This window comes from Brevibacillus sp. YAE8, from assembly GCF_057543335.1.
In genome coordinates this window covers 1-24434 of record NZ_BAAIYG010000033.1, presented here as the reverse complement: position 1 = coordinate 24434, position 24434 = coordinate 1, and the positions used below count along the sequence as shown (strand labels likewise).

Below are 24434 nucleotides of genomic sequence, written 5' to 3'. Positions count from 1 at the left end.
ATCCGCGTTTGTCTGTCCTACACCCTGCCTTTGAGCATGCCGTGCCAATACATGACGGGAAGCAGCTCTTTTTTCAACCAGTACATGCTGCGCCGTTCGCGCGATTGATCGAACGGAAACGTCTCCCGCGGAATCTGCTCGTAATCAAATTCCGCCAAAATCAATTTGCCGTAGCCCGTTACGAGCGGGCAGGAAGTATAGCCGTTGTATTGCCGATAGTCCGGCTTGCCGTTGATTTGCGACAGCAGGTTTTGCACGACGACCGGAGCCTGCTTGCGGATGGCCGCGCCTGTTTTGGAGGTCGGCAGATTGGCGCAATCCCCGAGCCCGAAAACGTTGGCAAAACGCGTGTGCTGCAGCGTATGCTTATCCACGTCCAGCCAGCCGTCAGCAGCGGCGAGCGGGCTTTTTTTGATAAAATCAGGGGCGCTCATCGGCGGCACGACGTGAATCATATCGTAGGCCATCGGCACGAGCTCGCGGGTATTCACGTTTTCGAATACCGCTTGCTTTTGGTCCGCGCGAATCTCCACGAGGTTGTGCTGGAAGCTTGTATAAATCTGTTTTCTGTCGACGACCTTCTGCAAGGCATCGGCATACTTTTGCACGCCGAAAATAGTCGACGCCCCCGAAACAAACCGGACGATGGATTGCGAGCGCACACCCGACCGGCGAAAGTAATCGTCCGCCAGGTACATGATTTTTTGCGGAGCGCCGCCGCATTTCACCGGGGTATTCGGCTGGGTGAAGATCGCCGTCCCGCCCTGAAACTGGCGGATGCTCTCCCATGTGCTCGCGACGTAGTCGTACGAGTAGTTGCTGCACACGCCTGCTTTGCCGATGCTCTCCTTGAGACCTTTTACTTTGTCCCAATCGATCTGGATTCCGGCTGCGACAACCAGATAGTCGTAGTGCAGCTTGTTTCCGGACGCCGTCATGACGGCGTTGTCTTTTGGCAAAAATTGCGTGACGGCCCCTCTGACCCATATCGCGCCTCTCGGAATGACCGCCGCTTCGTCGCGTACGGTCACCTCCCTGCTGACAACTCCGGCACCTGCAAGCGTCCACAACGGCTGATAGTAGTGCTTGGCCGCATCATCGACAATGGCAATCTGCCCCGCGAGTTCGCGCGATTTGCGCAGGAGTTGCGCTGCGACCGTGATGCCTGCACTCCCGCCTCCCACAATTACCAGCTTGTAACGCGTCTGTTGACCCGTCTTTGGCATAATCCTCCACCTCATCTCTTTTGACACTGTGCTAGAAGGGGCGCTTAGCCGCTCGCCCTGCCACGGGCAGGCAGCAGCCTTGAGGTTTTCTGGAATAATCAGGAAAACTCCCCTATCAAAGAGCTATGACGATCGCCCGCGGAAAATGAGCCTAATCGTTGGAGTTATATGCCCAGTCCGCATTCTTGCCAGCCGGGACTGCAAAATGCCTTTTCTCTTTTCGCGCGAATGTCTATAATAGTAGGACATTGAAGTAAGCAAGAGGTGATTTTTACGGTGGACGACATCTGTGAGATTCAATGCTATGACGAAGAAAAAGTCAGTCGCTTGAAGCCGTACGCTACAGAATCCGAAGGGGTAGCGAAAATTTTCAAGGCGCTCGCCGACGACACCCGGGCGAAAATCATTCATATTTTGTCCATGGAAGACGAACTGTGCGTCTGTGACGTCGCAGCCATCATCGGCAGCTCCATCGCCAACACCTCGCATCATTTGCGGCTTCTGCGCAACATGGGCCTGGCCAAATACCGCAAAGAAGGCAAGCTCGTCTTTTATTCGCTGGACGATGACCACGTGCGCCATCTGATCTCAGCGGGAGTAGAGCATGCCAAAGAACAGAAATCGACTGTCCGAGCTACGTGATCGCTCGGTTTTTTTATTTTTCCATGCGCCCTTTTCGCAAGCGCAAGGAATTCAGCACGACCGACAGCGAGCTGAACGCCATGGCGATTCCTGCCAGCCACGGCGCCAAAAAGCCGAGCATTGTCGCCGGAATTGCGATCGCATTGTAAAAAAAAGCCCAAAACAAGTTTTGCCGGATGTTTTTCATCGCCATTTGGCTGAGCCGGATAGCGTGGACCACCCCTTTTACCTCGCCGTGCATGATGACGACATCGGCTGAATCCTTGGAAATGTCCGCTCCCGTTCCCAGCGCAATGCCGACGCTCGCTGCGGTCAGAGCAGGCGCGTCGTTGACCCCGTCGCCGACCATGGCGATTTTTTTCCCTTTTTCTTGCAGGCGCAAGATCAACTCCGCCTTTTGGGCAGGCAGCACTCCCGCGTACACTTGCTCGATTCCCGCCTGTCTCGCCACGCTTTTCGCCGTATATGGGTTGTCTCCCGTAATCATGATGATGTCCTTGCCCATTTTTCGCAGTTGGGCGACCGCTTTTTTCGCGTCTCTTTTCAACTGGTCCGACAGCACCACATACCCGGCCAGCCGCCCGTCGATGGCTGCGAGCAGCACCATTTTCCCTTCCGCTCCGTGCCGCACCAACTGATCGAGCACAGTGCCGATGTCCACGTTGTTTCGGGTCAGCAGCTTGGGGGAACCCACCACCACTGCATGCCCTTCCACTATCGCCTCGATTCCATAGCCGGGCAGCGAGGAAAAGGACGTGGCTGTCGGGATGGACAGCCCCTGTTTTTTCGCATAGGCCACAATCGTTGCCGCCAACGGGTGCTCAGAGGTCATTTCCGCCCCGGCCACCAGGCGCCAAAACGCCGCCTCGCTCCATCCGCGCGTGTTGACGCCGACGACCTCGTGCGCCCCTCTGCTCAACGTGCCTGTTTTGTCAAACACAATCGTGTCGATCTTTTGCAACGCCTCCAAATACTTTCCCTGCTTGAACAGAATGCCCATCTGCGCCGCTCTGCCGGATACGACTAGGATCGACATGGGAGTAGCCAGCCCGAGTGCGCACGGACAAGCGATAATGAGGACGGCAATCGCCTTTTCCAGCGCCCCGCCCAAGTCTTGAGGCGCAAAGACGTAGTACCAGGCCAAAAACGTCACAGCGGCAATCGCAATGATGATCGGCACAAACACATCGGTAATTTCATCCGCCACCCGCTGGATCGGCGCCTTCGACAACTGCGCTTCCTCCACCGTGCGGATCACCTGCGTCAGCGCCGTGTCTTCCCCGACCTTCGTCGCCTTGACCTTCAGCCAGCCGCTCTGGTTCAGCGTCGCCCCGATTACGGAATGCCCGCTCCATTTTTCTACAGGCAGGCTTTCCCCCGTGAACATCGACTGGTCGACGCTCGCGTGCCCTTCCAGCACGATCCCGTCCGTCGGTACCCGCTCGCCTGGCTTGACGAGAAAAATATCGCCCACCGCAAGCTGCTCGACAGGAACCGTACACACCTCTTCGCCGCGCACCACATGCGCCAGCGCCGGTTGCAGTTCGTGCAGTTGTCCGATGGCATGTTTCGTCCGGTCCTTCGCCATCGCCTCCAAATATTTGCCCAGCAGTAAAAACGTGAAGATTACCGCGCAAGACTCGTAGTAGACAGTCAGGCCGTGATTCGCCTGCCCGATGGTCGTAAAGGTCAAGTAATGGCTGTACAAAAAAGCGGTCGAGGTGCTCAGCACGACCAGCACGTCCATGTTGGCCGAGCGGTTTTTCAAGGCGTTCCACGCCCCGATGTAAAACGATTGCCCGATGAACAACTGAATCGGCAGGGTCAGCGCGAACTGGAACAAAGGCGCCAGAAACAAAGGCGGCACCCATAGAAACGACGTCACAGAAAAATGCGCCGCCATCGCCCACAACAGCGGCATCGTCAGAATGGCCGAGAAAATAAACCGCCAGAGCAGCGCCCTTTTTTCCCCTTGCGTCTCTTCCTGCTTCAAGCTCGCGGAAAAACCGAGCTGTTCGATTTTCGTCATGATCTCCTGATCGTTGGTTTGCGAAGGGTCAAAGGCTACCCGCGCCTTGTTGGTCGTCAGATTGACGTGTACCTCCTGCACACCCTGGACCTTGCGCAGCCGTTTCTCAATCCGGTTGGCACACGCTGCGCAGGTCATGCCTGTAACCTGATACGTTTGGTGGATGGTCATGAAAAAACTCCCCTTCAGCTTCCGAACATGTCCTCATGTCCAACCTATGCGCCAGGACAATTTCGTAGAAGATGAAGTATGAACGGCAGCGGCCGTGAATACGATAGGGAAGCTTGTAACTCATGGGAAAGTGGTGAAAATGATGCGCAAATCCGTCGCCCTTCGGCTGTCGTGCCTGCTGTTGGCTCTGTTCGCCCTCATTGGCTGCGCCTCCCAGGACCATGCCGGGCACGCCAGTACCGCTGGCACGCAGCAAGCGAACACGCCGATGCTTGAGGAGCTGTCGATTCCTTTGCAAGTAGCGCTCGATCCGTCCCCGGCCAAAAATGTGCAAGAAAACACGCTGCGCATAACCGTTCCGGCCGAGCATGCAGCCAAGCTGGAAACTGCTACCGTATCCGTCTCCCTGACCATGCCGAACATGGACCACGGGGCAATCGTCTTCGCGGCCGTGAAGGAAAAGGAAGGCGCGTACGTCGCGCAAATCGTGCCGACCATGCTGGGCGATTGGCTGGCTACGATTACATTCGAGCTAGACGGCAAAGCCATGAGCGCCGCCTATCCTTTTCGCGTCGAGCCATGAGCCGCCGCTTCGCCTACCACAGCCACGGATTGACGGTAGGAATCCAGCCGTTGATCGCCAGGCCGCGCAAAACAGACAAGATTCCGATACATAACGCGAGCGCGTTGCCGACGAGCAGCACCTTGGAACGGAGTGTTTTGGTCAGAACGAAGGAAAACAGGCCGATCGCCACGAGCGCGGGCAAAGTGCCCAGGCCAAACACGCCCAAAGTCGCCATCCCTTGCGCCATGCTTCCGGTCGCGGCTGCTTTCATATGCATCGTATAGGTCAGCCCGCACGGCAAAAAGCCGAGCAAAAGCCCGCTGACCAGCACTGGCGCGATTCCTTGCCGTGATTTGAGCAGGTGCAACAACTTTTGCGCGGACGAAAGCTGGAGCGGGCTGTATTTGTCCAAGGGCAAAGCGAACTTTTTGACGACCCAGAGAATGATGAACAGCCCTCCGGCGATATTGGCAATGCCCTGCAATCCGATGACCACGCCTGCCGCATTCACAAACGACCCGGCGAAACCCATGAATGCGCCTACGGCCATATACGTCACAATCCGGCCCGCATTGTAAGCCAGAATCGTTTGCAACAGAGACGCTTTGGACTGAAGCGTCATGGCCGACATGATCCCGCCGCACATCCCCAGGCAGTGGGGAGCGCTGAACAAGCCTGCCAGAAAGACGAGCCAGTAATCGTAGAGTCCAGTATTCATCCCGCAGCCCCTCTTTGTCGGAAAAAAGTATGGTTTTACGCTGTTCGCCGTCCGGGCACTTTTCCGCGAATTTGCATTTGCCTCTGCGTCGGAAAGCCAACATCCTTTTCCTAGCGTAATGGATAGCCGCTGCATTTATGACTCCGCAGCAAACGAAAGCGCCCCCGGCCTGTCTTACTTCCGGGGGCGTTCATGCGCGGGCAGGCTGACCTTGACTGTCGTGCCTGCTCCTATGTCACTGTCGATGTCGATGCTGCCTTTTGCCGCCTGCACGATTTTATGGACGATCGCGAGTCCAAGCCCGCTGCCTGTCGCTTCCCGATTGCGGGACTTGTCCCCTTTGTAAAAGCGCTCAAAAATATGCTGCCGCTCCTCCTCCGAAATGCCGATCCCCGTATCGCGAATCGTCACGACGAGATCAGACGGCGCTTGCTGGATCGACAAGGAAATCGTGCCGTGCGGCGGAGTAAACTTGATGCTGTTGGACAACAGGTTGATCCACACCTGATTCAGCAGTTGCTTGTCTGCCGTGATGAGCGTGTCCGGCAAATCCAGCTCTAACTCCAGGCTTTTTTGCTGCCATTGGCGCTCCAGCAGCAAAACGACCTGTCGCAACTGCTCGTCCAGCCGATAGACAGTCGGCTCGTACAAGCCCGTCTCTTTATCCAGTGAAGCGAGCGTCAAAAGCTGCTTGCTCAAAGATGAGAGACGGCGGCTCTCCTCCTCGATGATCGTCAAGTACTCATCCCTCTGCACCTCCGTCACGCCACCGCTGCGGATCGCCTGCGAAAAGCCCTGAATGGAGGCGAGCGGAGACTGGATTTCGTGCGAGACGTTGGACACAAACTCCTGGCGCATGTCATCGAGCTGCTTCAGCGACTCGGCCATTTGCGCGAAGTTGGCAGCCAGTTCGCCGATTTCGTCTTTGCGGGCGATGTCGAGCTGGATTTCGTACTCGCCTTCCGCCAGCTTTTTCGTCGCGTGGCTCAGCTTTTGAATCGGCCGCACCAAATAACGCGTAAACACCAGGATGAACAGCAGGCTGAGCAGAAACATCGCAGCCAAGAGCACGGCAAACATTACGTGGACTTCGCCAAATTGCTGCTCGATGCTGGGCCGCACAAACAAGGCGTATGTTTTCCCTTCCGCTTCCAGCGGCAAGCCGATGCTGTTTTTCAGCGTATTCTCGAAAAATCCGGTCACGAACAACCCGTGCTGTTCTTCCGTGATCCCTCTGTACATTTCCCCGGCCAGCACCTTTTGCACCGTCTCTCGTGCGAGCTGGTGGTCGCGAAAAGGCGCGCCGAACGATGTCGCTTGTCCGCGCTCGTCCACGAGGTACAACTGAAAATTGAGGTTGGCGACATGTGTCATAAACGCGTGCAGATCCATGCCGGATTTGTCCGTGTACAAAGCAACGATCTCCTGCCCGATCCGCGCAATTTTCTGTTCGTTGTAGGCGCGCATGTTGCGCTGGTAGTACTCGTTGGCGAGCAAAAAGCCGAGCGTTCCGCTGATGAGGACAATCGCGACAAACAGGAGGACGACCCGGAAGTAGAGCGATTTCATCCGTTGCGCACCTCCAGCTTGTAGCCGAGGCCACGAACGGTCGAAATGACAAAGTCGTCCGTTTTGTCCGTAAACTTTTCCCGCAGCCGCTTGATGTGGACGTCAATCGTGCGGCTGTCGCTCTCGTTGTCTCCGCCCCAGACCAAATCCAGCAGTTGATCCCGCGTAAAGGTCCGGTCGGGAAAGCTGGCGAGCTGGGCGAGCAGTTCGAACTCCTTGAGCGGGAGGTGTACAGCTTCGTCCTTGATTTTCACGACGTGGCTCACCCGGTCGATGACGGTATCGCGCATGACAATGACCTGTTTGCTGACCATCTGGTAGCGGCGCAGCAAGGCTTTGATCCGGTAGAGCAATTCCGTCGGCTCAAACGGCTTGGTCAAATAGTCGTCGGTTCCGGCCAAAAACCCTTTCTCCTTGTCCCGCACCTCGCCTTTTGCCGTCAGCATGATGACGGGAAGGTCGTAGTAGTCGCGAATCTCCTTGCACAGCTCCCAGCCGTTTTTGCCTGGCATCATCACATCGACAATCGCCAGTTGCACCTTCTCCTGCTCAAGCAATGCCGACGCCTGACTGCCATCTGCGGCAGCCAGCACCCGATACCCTTCTTTTTCCAAATAAAATCGCAGTAGTTCGCGAATGTGCGCATCGTCGTCTGCTACGAGAATCGTTATTTTCATCTGGCTCCCCTCCTTACGTTCCGGCACGTATCCAGAGACTTGCGCCAGCGGGCTGAAGCTTGCCAGCCAAATCGCGGGCTGATCTGATTATACAAGGTAGCATCTCCTTTGTTTCAGCCTGTTACGCCATTTCTTGGGATGTGATCGCCACCTGATAGGCGGGTAGGTTTTGGCCGCTTTGTTGGTTGCTGCTGGCGTTAAAGCTCGTCTGCATGCCCGCATGGCTTGCGGTTCCCTCATGATAGCGGAACTGTATGAACGTCAGATGAACAAGCGTTGACAAAACGGCGTAGATGCGGCTTGCGACAAGCTCGGGCCGCTCCCTTCTGTGCCTTTTCCTCTAATCGTTTCCTCCGATCGGAATGTAAGGAAATCATGATGCCGCTGCTCGGCCCAAGCGGCGTCGGCTGGCAGGAACACGCAAAAAAGCAGCAGAACGTCGCGGCTCTGCTGCTTTTTTTGTCACTCACTAAACTGTTTCGCAAACCATTGGGCCGAAGTCTCTACTTCCATCCTGGTCAACTGGTGGCCGTTCGATTCCCAATGCAGCGTCACGTCGGCACCCGCCGAGGCCAAAAGCTGCTTGAGTTCCTCGGACTCCAGCGGTGAGCAGATCGGATCGTTCGTTCCCGCCCCGATGAACACCGAAAGTCCGCTCATGTCAGGCAGAGGAATCCCGCGCCGCGGAACCATCGGGTGGTACAAAATCGCGCCGCGCAGCGGATTCGGGTAGCGAAACAGCAGGCTCCCGGCGATGTTGGCACCGTTGGAATACCCGACTGCCACGATGTTTTCCCTGTCCAACTGGTATTGGACCGCTGCCTGATCCAAAAACTCGTGCAACTCCTCCGTGCGGTAGACCAAATCTTCCTCGTCGAAAACACCCTCGGCCAGACGGCGAAAAAATCGCGGCATGCCGTTTTCCAAAACATTGCCTCGGACACTGAGCACAGAAGCCCCCGGATGGATGAGCTGCGCCAGCGGCACCAGATCGTTTTCGTCTCCGCCCGTGCCGTGCAGCAGCAGCAAGGTGGGAGCGGCGAGGTCCGTTCCTTTGCGAAAAATGTGCTTCATTACTTATCCTCCTCCAGTACGCGTACAGTGATCGGGGTCAAGCCTTGCTCGATCTGGGCGCGATGCGGCTCGTACCACTCTGGCAGCATCAGCTTTTCGCCCAATGCGTCAAACGGTTCGTCGCGCTCAAAGCCTGGCGGATCGGTGGCAATCTCGAACAAGATTTCGCCCGGCTCGCGGAAGTAGATCGCATGGAAATACTGGCGGTCGACGATGTCTGTCGGCTGAAGGCCCGCTTGTGCCACGCGCGACTGCCACAGGCGATGATCCTGGTCGTCCTTGGCCCGCCAGGCGATATGGTGGACGGTACCCGCTCCCCCTGCTCCCCTTGGCATCGGCTCGGCATTGACGTCAATGACATTGCCCAGGTCGCCGTGCGCCCGGAAGCGGACGAGGCCGTTTTCTTCGCCTACTTTGGTCAGGCCCATCAGTTTTTCCAATACTGCCATGGTGTGGTCGGGCGCGACACTGTAGAGGATCGCTCCCCCGAACCCTTTGATCGCTTTGTCAGCCGGGACGCCTCCGAATGCCCACTTGCTCGCGGGGCCGCCTTCGCGCTCGACAAGCTCCAACTGCAAGCCGTCTCTGTCGGTAAATTGCAGGTACGTTTCGTGAAAGCGTTCCACACGCTTGTACTCGACGCCGAACTTGTTCAGGCGCTCTTCCCAGAAAGCCATGGAGCCTGTCGGAACCAGAAACGTCGTATAGCCAACCTGCCCGCCGCCTACACGGCCGCGGCGCGCTGTCTCCCATGGGAAAAAGGTGATCGCGGTACCCGGGCTGCCTACCTCGTTGCCGAAGTACAGATGGTACACTTCCGGGGCGTCGAAGTTGATTGTTTTTTTGACCAGGCGCAGGCCGAGAATCCCTGCGTAAAAGTCGACGTTGCCCTGTGCGCTTTTCACAAAAGCGGTAATATGGTGAATGCCTGCTGTTTGCTGTGTCATTTGCTTGTACCTCCTGTTTTTGATTCGGACCGGAAAGTGTTGTAGCTGACGAACTCTCCGACTGGCTTGCGGTATCCTCGTACACGTTGGCTGGACGTGTCTTCTTTACCGATCGTAATCATCATCGCCGGGACGTAGCGGTCAGGAATTTGCAATATCTCGCGGACCGCCTCCGGATCGAAGCCGATCATCGGGCAAGTATCCCAGCCTTTGTCCTTGGCAGCGAGCATGAACAGCATAGCGGACAAGCTGGCGTTGCGAATCGCTTCGTCCCGTTTGAACGGCTCTCCCCCTGCTTCGTAAAAGGAATGGACAGACGAAACAGTATGATCGTATTCGCGCTGGTCCATGACGCCCAGGTGCAGCAGCCCTTCGTTGATGCGGCCTGCGTTTTTGTAGGCTTCCAGGTCGCCCAACACGATGATGACTGCCGAAGCTGTTTTTACCTTATATTGTCTCTGCGCCGCTTCATATACTCGCTCCTTCGTCTCCGGGTCTGTGACAACGACATAGTGCGCGTGCTGCAAATTGAAAGCAGATGGCGCAAACTTGACGAGCGACATGATGTCCTCGATGTCAGCCGTAGAGATCGGAACGGACGGGACAAATTTATTGGCGGACCGCCGTTTTTTCACCAATACAGAAAACTCGCTCATAAAAAGCTCCTCCTCATCGTCGCGAATGGCTTCATTTTTTCTGGATTTTTAATATCTTAAATTTGAGATATTAGAGAAACAAAAACGTTGGATTGCGATTGCGCTGGATACTGACTGCACGCGAGGAAGTCTGGCGACAAGCAAGCGAGTATGTGCAGTGAATATCTTTAATTTGAGATAATTATAAAACGGGAATAACTCCTTGTCAACAGCTCGGGCCGGAAGAATCGTTCTCCCGACCCTGCACAGACTAACGGCTTTCCGTGACAGTGACGCAGAGCGAAGCCTCCTGCTCGAGCCAATTCTTCATTTGTTCCAGTTTAAACAACTGTTCAATATGGTACACGCCATGCGGAAAAGCTTGTGAATACAACGCTTTTGCGACGGCGGCAGCCACTTTGGCGGTCATTTTCGACTGATCGTGCCCGTGCAAAAGACACTCCGCGATGGCCGCGCGCTTTCCCGCTTTTCCCCGTGCCTCGACCTTGACGGCGAAGCGGTCATCGCCCATTTTCAGCCCCGCAAACGCCGCTACGGCTGCCTCGCGCACCCGCGGCTTGCGCAGCAATCGGCACAGCCCTGCCGCAAGCCGCGCTACCCACTCCTGGTCGAAGCACAGCCGCGTCGATACCGATGGGACACCGAGCGTCCGGGCCAATGTCTGTTGATCGGAAAAAGGAAAGCGGTACGCCTGCTTTTTCCCCAGATGGCCCCCGAAGTCGGCGAGCTTGCCGTCTGTCATGCTTCGGACGGACACCCGGCGGTGATGGAGCGTCACGTCATAGCTGGCGCAGGTCGAACCGGAGCGGACGCACTTTCCCCGCCGTTTCCCGGCAAAACGCTTCCGCTTTTTCCAGGCTGCGCCCTGCCGCATACACGCGGCCGGGGTATAGGTTCCCCAGCTCTTTGCATATTGTCGCGCCCACGTAGCCGTAGCCACCCACTACGACAATTTTGTCTTTATCCATAAGCTCTCGTCCTTTTGCTGTGAAAAACGTCCCGCCGTGTTTCACAAGATGGGTGTGACCGCCTGCGGGCAGGCAAAGCGGTCGTATCGGGTTGGTTTTGTTGACGCAAGTACGCGCCCTCGGCCCAGGCCGATGTTTGTCACTGGCGCGTCCTTTCGGGGCAGGGGGGCCGTTCTCCCGCTCCCTTTCGCAAACGCTTATCACCGCGCGTCCTTTCGCGCCAACGCTCTCGTTCCCCCCGCTACCTTTTCACAGCGAACCAGGCGTGGACCAGATAGGAGCCGAAGTAGCGGGTAGCGTGCTCGAAGCCAGCCTCCGCCATCAGCGCCTGCACGTGAGATTCCGGGATTGGATCGGACTCGTTGCCGGGCGAAGCCGCAAAACGTTCCCACTCCGCCATGGCGATGCCGTTGTCGAGCATATGTGTCTGCCAGGCTTGCGTCTGCAAGCGAAACGACTGCAACTGCGGATCGCCCGCAATCGTCGCGAGACAAAACGGGGCGCCTGGCCGCAAGCGAGCCGCGATTTGCTGCAGCAGCTCTCGTTTTGCCGCAAGTCCTTTGACAAAATGAAGCACGAGCAGGCAGGTCGCCGCTGCGTAGGCCGGCTGCTCAGGCAGCGCGTCCACCGTTCCCTCCTGCAACGTGACACGCGCCGCAAGTCCCGCCTCGGCCGTCCTGCGCTGAGCCTGCGCAAGCATCTGCGCCGAAGGGTCCACGCCCGTAAACAGCCAATCCTCGTGCCCTGCTCCCAGCGTCACCAGCTCCTGTCCGCCGCCAGCGCCTACGACCAGCACGCGCTTTTCTCCATCCACCTGTAGAAGCTGCGCCCCCAGCAAGCGATCCGACATCTCGTACAAGTGGGCGTACCCGGGAATTTTCAGCGAGATCGTCTTTTCATACCGCGCTACCTCCGGGTGGTTCCAGCTAAGTAGTGCCTTTTTCTCCTTCATCCGTATCTCTCCCCATCCATCCTGTCTTCTTTTGCTGCTGTCATCTGCACGAGCCGCAGCCTGTGCGCTTCGGAAAAACGCGCCCGGCCCTGTTGGTCTACAGACGTGGCGGCTACGTCTGCCAATAGGTTTGCCGGCCTGCCTCCCAGCACAACGATGCGCGTCCCCAAAGCGAGCGCTTCCTCCAGATCGTGCGTGACGAGCTTTTCCGCCTCCCACAGCTTGCGGAACAAGCGGTGCATGTCTGCGCGCGTCGCGGCGTCCAGACTTTGAAAAGGCTCATCCAAAAGCAACAGCCCCGGGCGAGCGGCAAAGGCGCGAACGACCGACACCCGCTGCCTCATCCCGCCGCTGAGCTGCTCGGGATAGTCATGCAGCGCCGAAGCCAATTCTGCTGCCTCAAGCATGGCAAGCACACGCTCGCTGGCTTCCTCCGCCTGTCCCTCCAGCACCCAGCGGACGTTTTCCCAAACCGTTTTCCCCGGAAGCAGGCGCGGCTCCTGAAAAACGTAGCCAAGCCGCTCCCGGCGATCACGTGCGACCGTTCCCGCCGTCGGCTCGATCAGCCCTGCCGCCAGTTTCAGCAGCGTCGTTTTGCCGATCCCGGAAGTGCCCAACAGGCACGTCACTTGCCCTTTGGCTGCTTCCAGCGAAAAGTCCTCGAAAATCGCCCGGCCGTTGCCGTACTTCAGCGAGATGCGCTCGAATCGCATGGGCGGCTCCCTCCTTTTCTCCGCTGCGCAGGCAGCGTGCATGTGCGCACGAGCGCTTCCAGCGCCATCCCCAGCAGGGCGACAAGCAGCGTCCAGGCCATAACTTCCTCCGTCTTCAAATACACCCGGGCTGTGTTCATCACAGCGCCGATGCCCGTCTGGCCGCTGATAAGCTCTGCCATCACAATCGTTTTCCAGCCCATTCCGACGCTGACGGCAAGCGCAGCCGACCAGTACGGAGCCAGCGCAGGCAAAATGATATCGACAATCTGCTTGCGGCGGCTGACCGCAAAGACGCGGGCCATCTCCAGCAGCTCGCGGGGCAACTGCCTCACGCCTTGCAGCGAGTTGAAAAAGAACAGTGGAAACAAGGCGATCGCTACGACGAAAATTTGCGCCCCGCCATTCACGCCAAACCAGAGAATGGCAAGCAGCATCCACGAAACCGGAGGAACGGCCTGCAGCACCGTGACAGCAGGGCTGCCCAGCCTGTACGCCGTCTCCCGCGCTCCTGCCAGGACGCCAAGCCCTGTTCCGCACAAAAAGGCAAGGCCAAACCCCGCGGCGAGCCGGAGAAACGAGTGAAGCAGCGGCTCGCCCAAGGCCCCTGTTCGTACAGGCGATACAGCGTCTGCACCGTCTCCCACGGCCCCGGTAAAATAACGGGAGGATACAGGCGCCCAAGCCCCTCCCAGATCACGAGCAGCAGAACGTATGTGAGGCCGCTCTGCTAGTTGCCGTATTTGCCGCTCTTGCTGCTTTTGCTGCTTTGGCTAGAAGCCGTAGTAAAACCGGGCATCCGGCGTTGGCGCAGTTGAACGAGCCTGCCCCGAAAGCCTCCATGGCCAAAGTGTGCATCCGCATGCCGGACGGCCCGTATGTCACGATTCAGGCAAGCCCGATGCACGGCATGGACGGCGCTGTCCACCTCGCCGTCTTGTTCGGTCCGGCCAAGCCTGCCGATATTCTCCCGCTGGTCTGCGAAGCGTACGGATTGTCCGAACGGGAAAAGCAGATTCTCGGCCAGATCGTCCGCGGCTCGTCCACCAAGGAGCTGGCCCGCGCGTTGCACATCTCCGCTTATACGGTGCAGGATCATTTGAAGTCGATTTTCGTGAAAACGGGGGTATCCAGCAGGCGCGAGCTGATCTGGCAGTTGTTTTCACGCTTCGGGGTGGAGGCGGGCAGCCGCGAATAGCGACAGCAATAGCAAAAAGCCTGATCGCATCCAGTCTGGTTGGGGACGATCAGGCTTTTGCTTTTTGCCTCACGCATTTTCAATTAAAGCAAGCGATTTTTGCCGAAGCTCGGCTATCTCGGCTTCCACCGCCTTCAGCTCCCGCTGGAGGTCGTTCAACAGACTTTCCACCTTCGACCGCTTTTCCTTCGCCTGGCGCAGCGACGTCGAGATGCGATCCTGGACGATCCAGTCGGTAATGATGTTGTCGAAGAAAAAGTCTGCGAAGGTCAGCATTTCGCCAATCTCGATGCGAATGTGGCTCTGGCGCTGCACGTCTTGCAGCTCCCGCTCGAATCGCCGCAAGCTTTTTTGCGCCTGGTGGATCGACTCGCGGGCTTCGTTGATCCGGTTGTGCTTCATCGCGGTGGAAATCGCACCGCCGCCGAGCATGTCCCACGTCCCCCAGGAGCTGGCGGAGTCGAGCTTGTCGATCGCCTTGCGGAGCTGCAAAATCGCGGCACTCCCCGCGCTGATCGCCTCTTGCAGCTCTTTTTCGTGCGCTCCCAGTTCGGCTTCCCGCTCGCTATGTACACGTAGCTGCATCGCCAGCTCAGGCCGCTGCTTGCGAATCAGCCGCTCCTTCTCGACGAGCAGAGCGACGAGCCGCGCTTCCAGATCCGACATCTGCTGCAGCCTGCGCTCTACCTCTGCAAGCTCCTCTTCCAGCTCTTTTACGGTATCGGCCGCTTCCTCGTACTTCATTTTCGCTTGCAAAAGCTCTTCCGTTTCCTTGGACAGCTTCTCTTCTTTTTTTCCAATCAGGCTGTAAAAAAACGCGCCAAAGGACATGCCGGTCAATTTATCCACGTCGCGCTGCTCCCGCTGCAATTGCTTGTGCAGCAACTCGCGTTTTTGCACGGCTTCTTTGTACTGCTCCTGCAAAAGCTTCACATTGTGCTCCGCATGAAGCTTTTGGCGCAGTTGGGCTTTGACTTGTGCAACCTGGCCGTTCAATTCCTGAAACACGGCTACCCCTCCCCTGCAAACCCTTTCTTTTTTCATACGGGAGCAACGTGCAAATGTTTCAGTTTTTGGAAAATGGCCGTTCCTTTTCCTTATCGGCGCTCTGCCCTGCTCATGACATTTGATAAATTTGGATCAGATTGCCGCACGTATCGTCCAATACAGCCAAGGTCACGTCTCCGGCTTCCGTCGGCGCCTTCGTAAAGACGACGCCGAGCTTGGTCAGCCGCTCGTACTCCTTGTGAACGTCGCTCACTTCAAACGCCGTCGCCGGGATGTTTTGCTCAAAAATGGCTTTTTGGTAGGCCAAAGCCGCAGGATTCGTGTTTGGCTCCAAAACGAGTTGCACACCATCCGGGTCTTCCGGAGACACCACCGTCAACCATTTGACCCCGCCCATTGGAATATCCATTTTGGTCACGAACCCGAGGACGTCCGTGTAAAACTTGTGCGCCTTGTTCTGATCGTCTACAAAAATACTCGCCAAGCTGATTCGCATAGTGGCCCTCCTGCTTTTTTTCAAGTTTATTCCGCTAGTGTACCCCACTCAAGCCGCTTGCCTACCTGTCATCGTGTACAACTGCCAAAAATTCCTCGCTCGCTCATGAACGCTCCCTGCTACGCCTGCAAAGCCTCTCTCACCTTCTGATCGAGCACCTGAAAGACGTTTTGCAGCTTTTCCTTCGGGATCGTCGCATAGCGGTCGCCGAGGCTGACCTCATAGTAGCTGGTAGCCTCGTCTACCTCCCGAACATAATGCGAGAGCCCCACTCCCGTCTCCTCGCACACGGCGAGCAGGATAGGCTCCAACCGCTCCTTGGGCAAGCTGATGTGAACGTGAAACATGTTGGATACCGGCACAGTCGGCCGCGTGGAAATGCCGTGGCACTGGTTGTACAATCCGGCAAGCTCCTTGGCCTGCTCGTAATACTCGGCGAACTTGTCCTTTCTCGCCTCGAAGCAGACGTCAGCCGGAATGATGTACGGATACAGGCTGATTAAATCGCCGCCATGCCGTCTTTTCCAGACAATCGCTTCCTTCGTGAAAGCGGCGTCCCCTGCCAAAATCGCTCCGGCAATGCCGCCGATCCCTTTGTAGACGGAAATGTAGACACTGTCGAACAAGGCGCAGACCTCGGCGGCTGTTTTCTGGTAGTACGGCAACGTTTCCAAAAGCCTCGCCCCATCCATGTGCAGGCGAATGCCTTTTTCCCGACAGTAGTGGGAGATCGCTTCCAGCTCTTCATACGGCGGCAACTGTCCGCCGATCTCGCGCTGGGGCAGTTCCAGCAGCAGGCAGGCGATCTCTTCGTTCATGCCCAGAACGTCCGCAAGCGAGATCACCCGGTCTTTGTCGGCAAGCAGCACAGGCTCGATCTGATGCAGCTTCCGCAGCCCGTCCTCCTCGTGAATCTCCAGATGGCAGAACGGGTGGTAGGCCACTTTGCGGATTCCTTTCGCGTCGCACCAGATGCGCATGGCGATTTGCTGGGCCATCGTGCCGCTCGGGAAAAAGACGGCCGATTCTTTGCCCAAATATTTCGCCATCTTGTTTTGAAAGTTGTCGATGACTTCTCCCGATCCGTACACATCCGCAGCCAGATCGCCGTCCACCTCTTGAAAAATGCGCTGCAATTGACGGATGTCCCTCTTGCTGTGCCCTGCGACTTGATAGGTCGTTTGATTGAAAGCTTGCAGCAGCGTTTTTTGATCGCCCATGTTGGCAGGTCCCCTTTTTCTCCATACTGAGTAGACTGCGAACAGCCTGATCGTGCCAGCACGATCTTCTCTCTCCAAGATATCACATCTTGTTCGCAGCCTACCGCTGATTATTGGTTCCCGTGCAGTTGGTTTTGGCGGTATTCGCTCGGCGTCTGTCCCGTTGTTTTTTTGAACAGCGTGATAAAATACGGCGTATTCGGCACGCCTACCTCCGCAGAAATCGCGGCAATCGGCTTGCCAGAGTGCGCCAGCAGTTCCTTCGCCTTGTCGATCCGTTTTTGCTGAATGTATTCCACAGGGGTCATTTCCTTGATCCGCTTGAATGTCCGATGCAAATGATAGGGACTGCCGTGACACATGTCTGCCAGGTGGGCCAACGTCAGCTTTTCGCTGTAGTGAGCGTCGATATAGTTGGTGATTTGCGCGACCCATTCCCGATCGGGCAAACGCTGTCCCGTAGGCTTGCACCTTTTGCACGGACGAAACTCTTCGCGAATCGCCTCGCTCGCCTGCTGAAAAATCCGGACATTGCCCCATCTTGGCGGCTTCGACTTGCACGATGGCCGACAAAAAATTCCGGTCGTTTTCACTGCGTAAAAAAACTGGTCGTCATAGGACGCATCGTTGGTGATGATCGCTTTCCATCTCTCTTCGGTGACACCCAGCTCCATTTCGCCCACCTCCACCGTCAGTATATCCTCCGCCGGACTCATCCGCACGGCTATTCCAATAAAATAGCAAGATAACGAAATGACAGCCCAGCTTTCCTGTTATACAACTAAGAAGGTTGCCGCCAGACTGACAAGGGAGGCTTTTTTAATGACGGAAAAAAGCAGAAAGACAGCCGCACAATTGCCGAGCCGTGGTCTACCCGCCGGGGCTTGGGTCGATAATAGAGAGGAAATCATCTTGCACGTGCCAACACCTTTTTCCTTTACGCAAAACCTGCATTATTTGTCGCGCGCCAAAGACGAGTGCCTGTATCAGATTGAAAACGATCGCCTATACAAAGCAATCCCGATCGCAGGCCAGACGCCTGTCGTAGAAATTCGCGCAGAGGAAGATGCGCACCTGCACATTCGCTTTCTCGGCGACGCCACTCCCACAGCAGACGTGCGCGCGCGGGTCGCGGAGTACGTCTACGACTGGTTCGATCTGGGGACGAATCTGGCTCCCTTTTACGACATGGCGCAAAAAGACGCCCTGCTGAAAGGTGCAGTCGATTCGTTTTACGGACTGCGCAACATGGGCATCCCCGACCTGTTTGAAGCGATGAGCTGGGGGATTCTCGGACAGCAGATCAACCTGACATACGCCTACACATTAAAGCGGCGGCTCGTGGAAAATTTCGGACGGCCCGTCGTGTGCGAAGGCAAAACATACTGGGTGTTTCCTGCTCCGGAAACCATTGCAGAGCGGACCGTGCAAGACCTCGCTGTGCTGCGGATGACTGCCAAAAAGTGCGAGTACTTGATCGGCGCAGCACAACTCATCGTTGAAGGGAAACTGTCGAAGGAGCTATTATGGGACGGAGGAGATTATCAAAACGCAGAGAAAACACTGGTCAACATTCGCGGGATCGGTCCGTGGACAGCCAACTACGTCCTCATGCGCTGTCTGAGGATGCCGTCTGCTTTTCCCATTGACGATGTCGGCTTGCACAATGCCATCAAATACGTACAAGGTACGGACAGAAAGCCGACCAAAGCCGAAATCGTTGCGCTGTCCCGCCATTGGACGAGCTGGGAGTCATACGCTACCTTTTATTTATGGCGTTTTCTTTACTAACCAAAGGAGGTTCCACCTGAATGCTGAAAATAGGCTCGCACGTCTCATTCTCCGGAAAAGGACTGCTCAATGCCGCCGAGGAAGCCGCTTCCTACGGCTCTAGCACGTTCATGATCTACACGGGAGCACCGCAAAACACGCGGCGCAAACCGATTGAAGACCAATACATCACCGAGGGCAAGGAAGTCATGGCCAAAAATGGCGTCGAGGAAATCGTCGTCCATGCCCCGTACATCATCAACCTGGGGTCTTACAAGGAAGACACCTTCGAGCTGGCCGTCCGCTTCCTGCAGGAAGAAATTCGCCGGACAGACTACATCGGCGTCAAAAACATCGTGCTCCACCCGGGCGCCTATACGGACAAGGACGCGGAGTACGGCATTGCGCGAATCGCAGAAGGCTTGAACGAAGTGCTCGCCGGGGTCAAAGACACCGACGTAAAAATCGCGTTGGAAACGATGGCGGGCAAAGGAACAGAGATCGGGCGCAGCTTCGAGGAAATCGCCGCGATCATCGAAAAAGTGGAAGACAACAGCAAGCTCGCCGTCTGCATGGACACTTGCCATATTCACGATGCGGGCTATGATATCGTCCACGATTTTGACGGCGTCCTGGAGCAGTTTGACCGGATTATCGGGCTGGATCGCCTCACCGTCGTCCACCTAAACGACAGCAAAAACTTCCGCGGAGCGCAAAAAGACCGCCACGCGCCCATCGGTGCCGGACTGATCGGCTTCGACGCCATGAGCTACATCGTGAACCACGAGAAAATCCGCCACTTGCCGCTCGTGCTGGAAACGCCGTGGATCGGAAAAGAAAAAGGCAAGGAACGCCCGATGTACGAAGCAGAAATCGCGCTGCTGCGCGGCGAGGTGGAAAAACGGTTCGGGGACGAGTTCATGGACCACGTAGAGCGCCTGGACTACTTTTTCCGCAAACAGGATGTGACCAGACGCGAATACGTCGTCGGCATCTGGGAGCTGTTGAAAAACGACGCGAAAGCCAAAAAAGCGGACAGCCGCGAGCCGATGGAGCGCCTGTACGACATGGCAGTGGAAGCACGGCTGTTCCCGGAGCTGTCTGAAGAGCAGCTCAACCACCGCCTGACCGCCTGGTTCGCGATCCCGAAATTCTCCTAAATACTCCTGCTCGAAAAAGCATCAACCTGGCTGCGCGGCTTCCTTTTGTTGAGGGCGAAATGACAATCGAAAACAGGAGGAAGCCGCATGCATGCCAGCGAAAAGCCCGGCGCAAGCCACCAACAGAACGGCCTGAAAACCTACACCCTTCTCGGGCCCGACCGCCGCCCTAACCAAAGTTACTCTCGCGGTACGCTGGGAGGATATCGGCGGCGCCACATATACGGACGCCTCGATTGCCCCTCCGCTCTGCGGGCTATAGCCAAAGGCGGGTATGTGGCCCAGCGGGTGTTTTTTGCCGATGAAAAAACGGCTCTGGCAGCGGGCTATCGTCCGTGCGCAGTTTGTTTGCCGGAAAAGTATGCGCAGTGGAAAGCGGAGCGCACTACCTCCGGCCTGTCGGAAGCTCCTGAATCCGGCAATTGTGAAACGCCGTAATTTTCCACACGCCACGTTGCTTGACGACCACATTCGTATTGATCGAGTCTCTGTCGTTTGGGTCCTGTTCGGGATTCGCCAGTCTGGCCTCGCCCGTTGCGTGCACCACAGCTACGTTTTCTGCAAGAAACCGCGGCTTGCATTCAGCAAGAGCGCTCGACTCCAATGTCGAACCTTTCAACGGCCCGTGAAACAGCCACCCATGCACCTCGGCGATTTGCGCCCTTCCCTTCAGATGCTGCCCCATGAACGTCACGTAATCCGCATCTTCGGTAAAACAATCCCCGTACGCCGCGGCATCTCCCCGATTCCAGGCATCAACCAGCGCAACAAACACCTCGCGAATGTCTTGCACGTCTTTTTCCCGCTGATTCATTTTTGCTCAAATCCTTTCCGTTATAGGATGGGGAAAATCGCTTTGCTTTTGTGCTATACTTGTGTCCAGAAAAAAGCTTAATCAACCAGTTATCTCAACTGATTGTATATCTTAATTGATTAAGATATATTCAAAGCGTACACCGGAGGTCCAGTTATGTCAAGCGATGATCGCCAGCACCCTGCACTCAGCCTTACCCCCATCCAGCAAGAGCTGCTCCAGGAAATTCGCACAAACAGCTCCCGCGCTGTCATGTTCCATCAAATGATCTCGGAAAAATTGGGCCTGAATGCCACCGATCACAAATGCCTGGACTTTTTGTACAGGTCTGGTCCGGTCACAGCCGGACAGCTTGCCGAATTGACCGGACTGACGACAGGCGCGGTCACCAACGTCATCGACCGTCTGGAGCAGGCAGGCTATGTGGTGCGGGCCAAAGACCCGAAAGACCGCAGAAAAGTGGTCGTCAAGCCAACCGATCATGGCCCGGACAACATCTCGCCTTTGTTCGATTCGATCCTGCACAAGACGATTGCGCTGCTCGACCGTTACACCGAGCAGGAAACGCGCGTCATCCTCGACTTTTTGAAAAGCTGCAACGCCATTTCCTTGGAAGAAATGAACAAACAAAAAGAAGCCGGCTCTTGATAATGAGAGCCAGCTTCCTCACGACTTACAGCGTGTTGGCCGGAATCCGAAACAACACGTACCGCCCCGTCCACATCTCTGACGTGATAACGATCTTCTCCGCGCCCCGCACAAAAAAGTACCCCGAGCCTTCCTGCTGAACAAAGCGCCAGCCAGCCGCCGCCACTTCCCGCTTCATCGCTTCTGCCCCCGCGCCTTGCCCGGAGGGTGCGCCGTACCAGTCGACGCCCTCCACAGTCGCCAGCTTGATGAGCTTGCCGTCGTAGCCGTTCAGGAGCGTCTTGACCTCGCTTGCCGAGCTGCCGGAAAAAGGCAGCGCAGGCCCCGCCTGCAAGTAGACGAAGCGAGCCGCCATTGCGAGCAGGCAGAAGACAAGCAACGCTAGCAGCACGCGCCCCCTCGTTCCTCGCCAAATCGTTGACACTTTTCACACATCCTTCAAAAAAAGGCAACAGAATAGTCAGGTTGAGTCATTCTCAATCGTTGTCGCCACCTCTACAATTCTTTGCAGAAGGCTGTGCCCCTTCCGCAACAATCCCTATTGATGCAAAAAACGCTCAGAAAGAAGGATCGCCCATGATGCCTTTTCGGGTTTTGATCGCAGACGATCATCCGCACGCGCGCGAGGCGATTAAAAGCGTGCTCGCGGAGCATCCCATATTCGAACTGGTGGACGAAGCAAGAGATGGCCAGCATGCAATCCAGCTTTGCCGCTTGCATCAGCCTGATCTCGTCCTGATGGATATTTCCATGCCGCAGTGCAACGGACTGGAAGCGACCCGAATCATCAAAGCGCAATACCCGTTTATCAAAATCGTCATGCTGAGTGTCTCCGACGACATTGTCGACCTGTTTACGGCAATCCAATACGGCGCCCAAGGCTACTTGCTGAAAAACACCAACCACGAGGACTGGATATCGTATTTGCAGGAGCTGATCTCCGGTGAATCCCGCCACTCGCGCAAGCTTGCCGGAAAAATGCTCTATCCTTTCATGGACACGTCCACGAGCGACGAGCCTCCCCCCTCTCTGCTGACCAACCGGGAGCAGGAAATCGCGAAATACGTGGCGCACGGGAAGACGAACCTGCAGATCGCCAATGCCTTGTCGATCCGGGAAAATACGGTCAAAAACCACATCCGCAATATTTTGGACAAGCTGCAACTGGAAAACAGGGTACAGCTCGCCTCCTACGCCGTCCGCCATCGCTTGGCAGAGACAGACAACCAGCCGCTTGTCTAGCAGTAGAGCTTTTCTTAACAGATGCACAGGTAAAAGCCCGGCTTGTCACAGCAAAAGACAGCCGGGTTCCACCTCAAATGTAAATCCTTGCCCTAAGCCTTCGCCCCTATGTAAAGGCTTTTTTATATTGGCCGTAATACGTAGCACGAGCATTGAATGAGCGAATTCTAGCACACAAAACTTTCTGCTAAAGGACAAAAAAGAGAAGTTTGCATCGCCAAAGTCTGGTAAAACAGAACATGCGTTTGCTTTTTTCTCCAAAAAACTTGTAGTGGTTGTTGTATTTTTACGTATCCCAGCAAGCGGTTAACCGCTGCAAGAGAAAATATTTACATCAACTAAAGAACTTAATGGTATGGTTGTAGCTTTGCTTTTGCTCGTTGTGTCGGGGAGTCTATTGGCATTTATAGCCGGAAGTCAGCAATTGCTCTGCAAACATATTAAAAATGCTAAAAAATCTGGTTGAAACACATAGCCTTCGCTAATGCGAGGGCCTTTTTTGTATGCTTGCGTAAGCAGAAGCGAATTAATGCGAAGGAATAGCAGAGACGGAGCTTGAGAACCCGAAAATATTTAGGAAAAAATCCCCAGAACTTTTTTGTATGCCAAAACGTCATAACAGGTGAATATAATAAACGTCGTGAGCCGATAGTGCTCAAACGATTATCAAAGGATGTTTAGCTATCGGTGTTCCATGGGCCAGAAAGGGAACTGTTGGGATAACGCTCCAATGGAGAGCTTTTGGGCAAAGCCAACAATAATGGCTTAATGGTAAGCTTTTCAAAATACGCAAATGAAGTGCGTACGGCAGTGTTTTGACATATTGAATCCTGCTATCACCGCAAAAAATGATACGCAGTAAAGAGCCATATGATGTCTGAAGAGATTGTGACACAATCAAAAAATAAACAGGAGTGTGAAATATGAAAAAAATATTATTGGTTTGTATCATGATAATGTCGATGCTAGCATCGGCTTGTGGAAATGTTGAAATGACATCAAATCCGAATACTTCTAGTGAGCCTAAACCTGAAGCGGATGAGTCTGTTATTCCAAAAAATACCACTGAATATTGTGATGATGTATTTACAACTTTGGATAGTGAAACTGAAAAGTCTTTCTATGGAACTTGGAAAGTTGAGAAACTTTTGGGGTTTGCAAATTCATACAATGATGCTTCTGAATATCCAACAGGGCAAAAAATTATTGGTGATGAATTTATAATCAAAAAAGACTTCTTTTCATCAAAAGGACTTAAAAACTATAATGATTATCAACATGAACTCAAGAATCCATTATATAGGCTTAACTTTATATGTTATAACACAGGCTCGTTTTATCGTTTATTTAAAACAGATCCCGATGCTTTAAATATAAATATAAATGATAAGGTAAAATACATAGTAATAAATGACTCTTCTACAAAGCTTGGCATACCTCTAAGTTTTTTTATTGTTAATAATGATAGGCTTATCTTGTTATTAGAGGCAACTAATTTTGAGCTTAAAAAAATTACTGATTAAATGAATGAAGGTTATGGAATAAGTTCTGTGCTAATAGAATAGAAAATGTCCAGGAAGGTAAGGATATGCTATAAGCGATTCTGAAAATGCCTGTGAATTCATTTTTTAAACAAGAAAGGTCAGCCTAAAGGTTGACCTTTCTTGTTTATGTCGTAAAACGATTAAACTATAGTGTATATACTGGATATTTGTGAGTATATGGCATGCCTTTACAAAATAAAGTTGCTTCTTCATTTCTTCTTTTTTGTAAATTTCTATCATATGAAAATGCTTTGCTGACTAATTTTGAACAAGTATCACTTTGAGCTGGTGTAAGTGGGCGAGTCTGTCAAGATTTTTGTGTAAACGTGAAAACGATGCTTCATATGTCGGGCTTGACATGGAGCCACTGGCGGGCATGAGTTCTTGCGATTGGGCGATGGAGAAGTTCACACCATCGCAAGGCAAA

Annotated in this window: 26 protein-coding genes and 1 pseudogene; 9 read left to right on the top strand and 18 right to left on the bottom strand. The window is 54.9% G+C overall.

What is annotated here, in order from left to right; translation table 11 throughout:
• Positions 1–17: 17 nt before the first annotated feature.
• Positions 18–1226 (bottom strand): NAD(P)/FAD-dependent oxidoreductase, encoded by a 1209-nt coding sequence (locus AC27IT_RS24515; protein WP_025847206.1) that lies wholly within the window; start codon positions 1224–1226, stop codon positions 18–20.
• A gap of 276 nt (positions 1227–1502) precedes the next feature.
• Between AC27IT_RS24515 and AC27IT_RS24510 the strand changes: the two genes are divergently transcribed.
• Complete coding sequence (locus AC27IT_RS24510; RefSeq protein ID WP_025847209.1) at positions 1503–1868, top strand: ArsR/SmtB family transcription factor; 366 nt, start codon at positions 1503–1505, stop codon at positions 1866–1868.
• A gap of 13 nt (positions 1869–1881) precedes the next feature.
• On the opposite strand, the gene AC27IT_RS24505 is transcribed toward AC27IT_RS24510, so the two are convergent.
• On the bottom strand, positions 1882–4068 hold the full coding sequence (locus AC27IT_RS24505; RefSeq protein WP_025847212.1) for a heavy metal translocating P-type ATPase: 2187 nt from the start codon (positions 4066–4068) through the stop codon (positions 1882–1884).
• Between the two features lie 142 nt (positions 4069–4210).
• Here AC27IT_RS24505 and AC27IT_RS24500 point away from each other — a divergent pair, with 142 nt between their 5' ends.
• Positions 4211–4651, top strand: a complete 441-nt coding sequence (locus tag AC27IT_RS24500) for a FixH family protein (protein WP_235694731.1) — start codon at positions 4211–4213, stop codon at positions 4649–4651.
• Positions 4652–4664: 13 nt separating this feature from the next.
• Here the strand turns inward: AC27IT_RS24500 and AC27IT_RS24495 are convergent, their stop codons facing one another.
• The 10 genes and pseudogenes from AC27IT_RS24495 to AC27IT_RS24450 all read right to left on the bottom strand — a co-directional run bounded on the left by AC27IT_RS24495 (position 4665) and on the right by AC27IT_RS24450 (position 13554).
• Positions 4665–5351: a sulfite exporter TauE/SafE family protein gene (locus AC27IT_RS24495; protein WP_025847216.1), complete on the bottom strand. Its 687-nt coding sequence runs from the start codon at positions 5349–5351 to the stop codon at positions 4665–4667.
• A 174-nt stretch (positions 5352–5525) separates the two neighbouring features.
• The gene (locus tag AC27IT_RS24490; RefSeq protein WP_025847218.1) at positions 5526–6920 is read right to left on the bottom strand and encodes a sensor histidine kinase; all 1395 of its coding nucleotides are present in this window, start codon (positions 6918–6920) and stop codon (positions 5526–5528) included.
• Positions 6917–7597, bottom strand: coding sequence for a response regulator transcription factor (locus AC27IT_RS24485; RefSeq protein ID WP_025847220.1), 681 nt, complete (start codon positions 7595–7597; stop codon positions 6917–6919). Before AC27IT_RS24485 ends, AC27IT_RS24490 begins: the two co-directional genes overlap by 4 nt.
• 462 nt (positions 7598–8059) lie before the next feature.
• Complete coding sequence (locus AC27IT_RS24480) at positions 8060–8671, bottom strand: alpha/beta hydrolase (protein WP_487092146.1); 612 nt, start codon at positions 8669–8671, stop codon at positions 8060–8062.
• A complete protein-coding gene (locus AC27IT_RS24475) occupies positions 8671–9618 on the bottom strand; it encodes a ring-cleaving dioxygenase (protein WP_025847223.1) in 948 nt (315 codons plus the stop codon). Before AC27IT_RS24475 ends, AC27IT_RS24480 begins: the two co-directional genes overlap by 1 nt.
• Positions 9615–10274, bottom strand: a complete 660-nt coding sequence (locus tag AC27IT_RS24470; protein ID WP_005832654.1) for a nitroreductase family protein — start codon at positions 10272–10274, stop codon at positions 9615–9617. Before AC27IT_RS24470 ends, AC27IT_RS24475 begins: the two co-directional genes overlap by 4 nt.
• Positions 10275–10524: 250 nt before the next feature.
• A pseudogene (locus AC27IT_RS24465) lies at positions 10525–11242 on the bottom strand (hypothetical protein).
• A 241-nt stretch (positions 11243–11483) separates the two neighbouring features.
• Entirely contained in the window at positions 11484–12194 is a 711-nt protein-coding gene (locus AC27IT_RS24460; protein ID WP_487092145.1) for a class I SAM-dependent methyltransferase, read from the bottom strand.
• Positions 12191–12907, bottom strand: coding sequence for an ABC transporter ATP-binding protein (locus AC27IT_RS24455; RefSeq protein WP_487092144.1), 717 nt, complete (start codon positions 12905–12907; stop codon positions 12191–12193). The genes AC27IT_RS24460 and AC27IT_RS24455 overlap by 4 nt, the downstream gene beginning before the upstream one ends.
• Entirely contained in the window at positions 12883–13554 is a 672-nt protein-coding gene (locus AC27IT_RS24450; protein WP_487092143.1) for an ABC transporter permease, read from the bottom strand. The genes AC27IT_RS24455 and AC27IT_RS24450 overlap by 25 nt, the downstream gene beginning before the upstream one ends.
• A gap of 158 nt (positions 13555–13712) precedes the next feature.
• Here AC27IT_RS24450 and AC27IT_RS24445 point away from each other — a divergent pair, with 158 nt between their 5' ends.
• On the top strand, positions 13713–14105 hold the full coding sequence (locus AC27IT_RS24445; protein ID WP_420913707.1) for a helix-turn-helix transcriptional regulator: 393 nt from the start codon (positions 13713–13715) through the stop codon (positions 14103–14105).
• A gap of 69 nt (positions 14106–14174) precedes the next feature.
• Here AC27IT_RS24445 and AC27IT_RS24440 read toward each other — a convergent pair whose 3' ends face one another.
• The 4 genes from AC27IT_RS24440 to AC27IT_RS24425 form a co-directional block, all read right to left on the bottom strand.
• Positions 14175–15113, bottom strand: coding sequence for a coiled-coil domain-containing protein (locus tag AC27IT_RS24440; protein WP_026558545.1), 939 nt, complete (start codon positions 15111–15113; stop codon positions 14175–14177).
• 109 nt (positions 15114–15222) lie between these two features.
• A complete protein-coding gene (locus tag AC27IT_RS24435) occupies positions 15223–15609 on the bottom strand; it encodes a VOC family protein (protein WP_005832645.1) in 387 nt (128 codons plus the stop codon).
• Between the two features lie 119 nt (positions 15610–15728).
• Positions 15729–16829, bottom strand: a complete 1101-nt coding sequence (locus AC27IT_RS24430) for a threonine aldolase family protein (RefSeq protein WP_007779427.1) — start codon at positions 16827–16829, stop codon at positions 15729–15731.
• Positions 16830–16939: 110 nt separating this feature from the next.
• Positions 16940–17503, bottom strand: a complete 564-nt coding sequence (locus tag AC27IT_RS24425) for a bifunctional transcriptional activator/DNA repair enzyme AdaA (protein WP_005832641.1) — start codon at positions 17501–17503, stop codon at positions 16940–16942.
• 148 nt (positions 17504–17651) lie between these two features.
• Here AC27IT_RS24425 and AC27IT_RS24420 point away from each other — a divergent pair, with 148 nt between their 5' ends.
• The 3 genes from AC27IT_RS24420 (at position 17652) to AC27IT_RS24410 (ending at position 20197) form a co-directional block, all read left to right on the top strand.
• Positions 17652–18620, top strand: coding sequence for a DNA-3-methyladenine glycosylase family protein (locus AC27IT_RS24420; RefSeq protein WP_081414816.1), 969 nt, complete (start codon positions 17652–17654; stop codon positions 18618–18620).
• Between the two features lie 20 nt (positions 18621–18640).
• Positions 18641–19759, top strand: a complete 1119-nt coding sequence (locus tag AC27IT_RS24415; protein ID WP_005832638.1) for a deoxyribonuclease IV — start codon at positions 18641–18643, stop codon at positions 19757–19759.
• 87 nt (positions 19760–19846) lie between these two features.
• Positions 19847–20197, top strand: coding sequence for an Ada metal-binding domain-containing protein (locus tag AC27IT_RS24410; protein ID WP_007779436.1), 351 nt, complete (start codon positions 19847–19849; stop codon positions 20195–20197).
• Here the strand turns inward: AC27IT_RS24410 and AC27IT_RS24405 are convergent.
• Positions 20145–20573 (bottom strand): SgcJ/EcaC family oxidoreductase, encoded by a 429-nt coding sequence (locus tag AC27IT_RS24405; RefSeq protein ID WP_025847243.1) that lies wholly within the window; start codon positions 20571–20573, stop codon positions 20145–20147. The two genes, AC27IT_RS24410 and AC27IT_RS24405, sit on opposite strands and share 53 nt — an antisense overlap.
• A 156-nt stretch (positions 20574–20729) precedes the next feature.
• Here AC27IT_RS24405 and AC27IT_RS24400 point away from each other — a divergent pair, with 156 nt between their 5' ends.
• Positions 20730–21221 (top strand): MarR family winged helix-turn-helix transcriptional regulator, encoded by a 492-nt coding sequence (locus AC27IT_RS24400; RefSeq protein ID WP_005832633.1) that lies wholly within the window; start codon positions 20730–20732, stop codon positions 21219–21221.
• A gap of 25 nt (positions 21222–21246) precedes the next feature.
• On the opposite strand, the gene AC27IT_RS24395 is transcribed toward AC27IT_RS24400, so the two are convergent.
• Positions 21247–21612 carry a hypothetical protein gene (locus AC27IT_RS24395; RefSeq protein WP_005832631.1) on the bottom strand — a complete coding sequence of 122 codons (366 nt, stop codon included), beginning with the start codon at positions 21610–21612 and terminating at the stop codon, positions 21247–21249.
• A 185-nt stretch (positions 21613–21797) separates the two neighbouring features.
• On the opposite strand from AC27IT_RS24395, the gene AC27IT_RS24390 reads away from it, so the two are divergent.
• Positions 21798–22463, top strand: coding sequence for a response regulator (locus AC27IT_RS24390; protein WP_005832629.1), 666 nt, complete (start codon positions 21798–21800; stop codon positions 22461–22463).
• Positions 22464–23386: 923 nt separating this feature from the next.
• The gene (locus AC27IT_RS24385) at positions 23387–23986 is read left to right on the top strand and encodes a hypothetical protein (protein WP_283858553.1); all 600 of its coding nucleotides are present in this window, start codon (positions 23387–23389) and stop codon (positions 23984–23986) included.
• Positions 23987–24434: the final 448 nt, after the last annotated feature.

Bases quoted from the DNA above. Each gene is read 5' to 3' on its own strand.
- AC27IT_RS24505 (WP_025847212.1), bottom strand. From the start codon at position 4,068: ATGACCATCCACCAAACGTATCAGGTTACAGGCATGACCTGCGCAGCG.
- AC27IT_RS24410 (WP_007779436.1), top strand. From the start codon at position 19,847: ATGCATGCCAGCGAAAAGCCCGGCGCAAGCCACCAACAGAACGGCCTG.
- AC27IT_RS24495 (WP_025847216.1), bottom strand. From the start codon at position 5,351: ATGAATACTGGACTCTACGATTACTGGCTCGTCTTTCTGGCAGGCTTG.
- AC27IT_RS24390 (WP_005832629.1), top strand. From the start codon at position 21,798: ATGATGCCTTTTCGGGTTTTGATCGCAGACGATCATCCGCACGCGCGC.
- AC27IT_RS24435 (WP_005832645.1), bottom strand. From the start codon at position 15,609: ATGCGAATCAGCTTGGCGAGTATTTTTGTAGACGATCAGAACAAGGCG.
- AC27IT_RS24420 (WP_081414816.1), top strand. From the start codon at position 17,652: ATGACGGAAAAAAGCAGAAAGACAGCCGCACAATTGCCGAGCCGTGGT.
- AC27IT_RS24385 (WP_283858553.1), top strand. From the start codon at position 23,387: ATGAAAAAAATATTATTGGTTTGTATCATGATAATGTCGATGCTAGCA.
- AC27IT_RS24460 (WP_487092145.1), bottom strand. From the start codon at position 12,194: ATGAAGGAGAAAAAGGCACTACTTAGCTGGAACCACCCGGAGGTAGCG.
- AC27IT_RS24500 (WP_235694731.1), top strand. From the start codon at position 4,211: ATGCGCAAATCCGTCGCCCTTCGGCTGTCGTGCCTGCTGTTGGCTCTG.
- AC27IT_RS24470 (WP_005832654.1), bottom strand. From the start codon at position 10,274: ATGAGCGAGTTTTCTGTATTGGTGAAAAAACGGCGGTCCGCCAATAAA.
- AC27IT_RS24425 (WP_005832641.1), bottom strand. From the start codon at position 17,503: ATGGAGCTGGGTGTCACCGAAGAGAGATGGAAAGCGATCATCACCAAC.
- AC27IT_RS24475 (WP_025847223.1), bottom strand. From the start codon at position 9,618: ATGACACAGCAAACAGCAGGCATTCACCATATTACCGCTTTTGTGAAA.
- AC27IT_RS24415 (WP_005832638.1), top strand. From the start codon at position 18,641: ATGCTGAAAATAGGCTCGCACGTCTCATTCTCCGGAAAAGGACTGCTC.
- AC27IT_RS24490 (WP_025847218.1), bottom strand. From the start codon at position 6,920: ATGAAATCGCTCTACTTCCGGGTCGTCCTCCTGTTTGTCGCGATTGTC.
- AC27IT_RS24485 (WP_025847220.1), bottom strand. From the start codon at position 7,597: ATGAAAATAACGATTCTCGTAGCAGACGACGATGCGCACATTCGCGAA.
- AC27IT_RS24400 (WP_005832633.1), top strand. From the start codon at position 20,730: ATGTCAAGCGATGATCGCCAGCACCCTGCACTCAGCCTTACCCCCATC.
- AC27IT_RS24480 (WP_487092146.1), bottom strand. From the start codon at position 8,671: ATGAAGCACATTTTTCGCAAAGGAACGGACCTCGCCGCTCCCACCTTG.
- AC27IT_RS24405 (WP_025847243.1), bottom strand. From the start codon at position 20,573: ATGAATCAGCGGGAAAAAGACGTGCAAGACATTCGCGAGGTGTTTGTT.
- AC27IT_RS24515 (WP_025847206.1), bottom strand. From the start codon at position 1,226: ATGCCAAAGACGGGTCAACAGACGCGTTACAAGCTGGTAATTGTGGGA.
- AC27IT_RS24430 (WP_007779427.1), bottom strand. From the start codon at position 16,829: ATGGGCGATCAAAAAACGCTGCTGCAAGCTTTCAATCAAACGACCTAT.
- AC27IT_RS24455 (WP_487092144.1), bottom strand. From the start codon at position 12,907: ATGCGATTCGAGCGCATCTCGCTGAAGTACGGCAACGGCCGGGCGATT.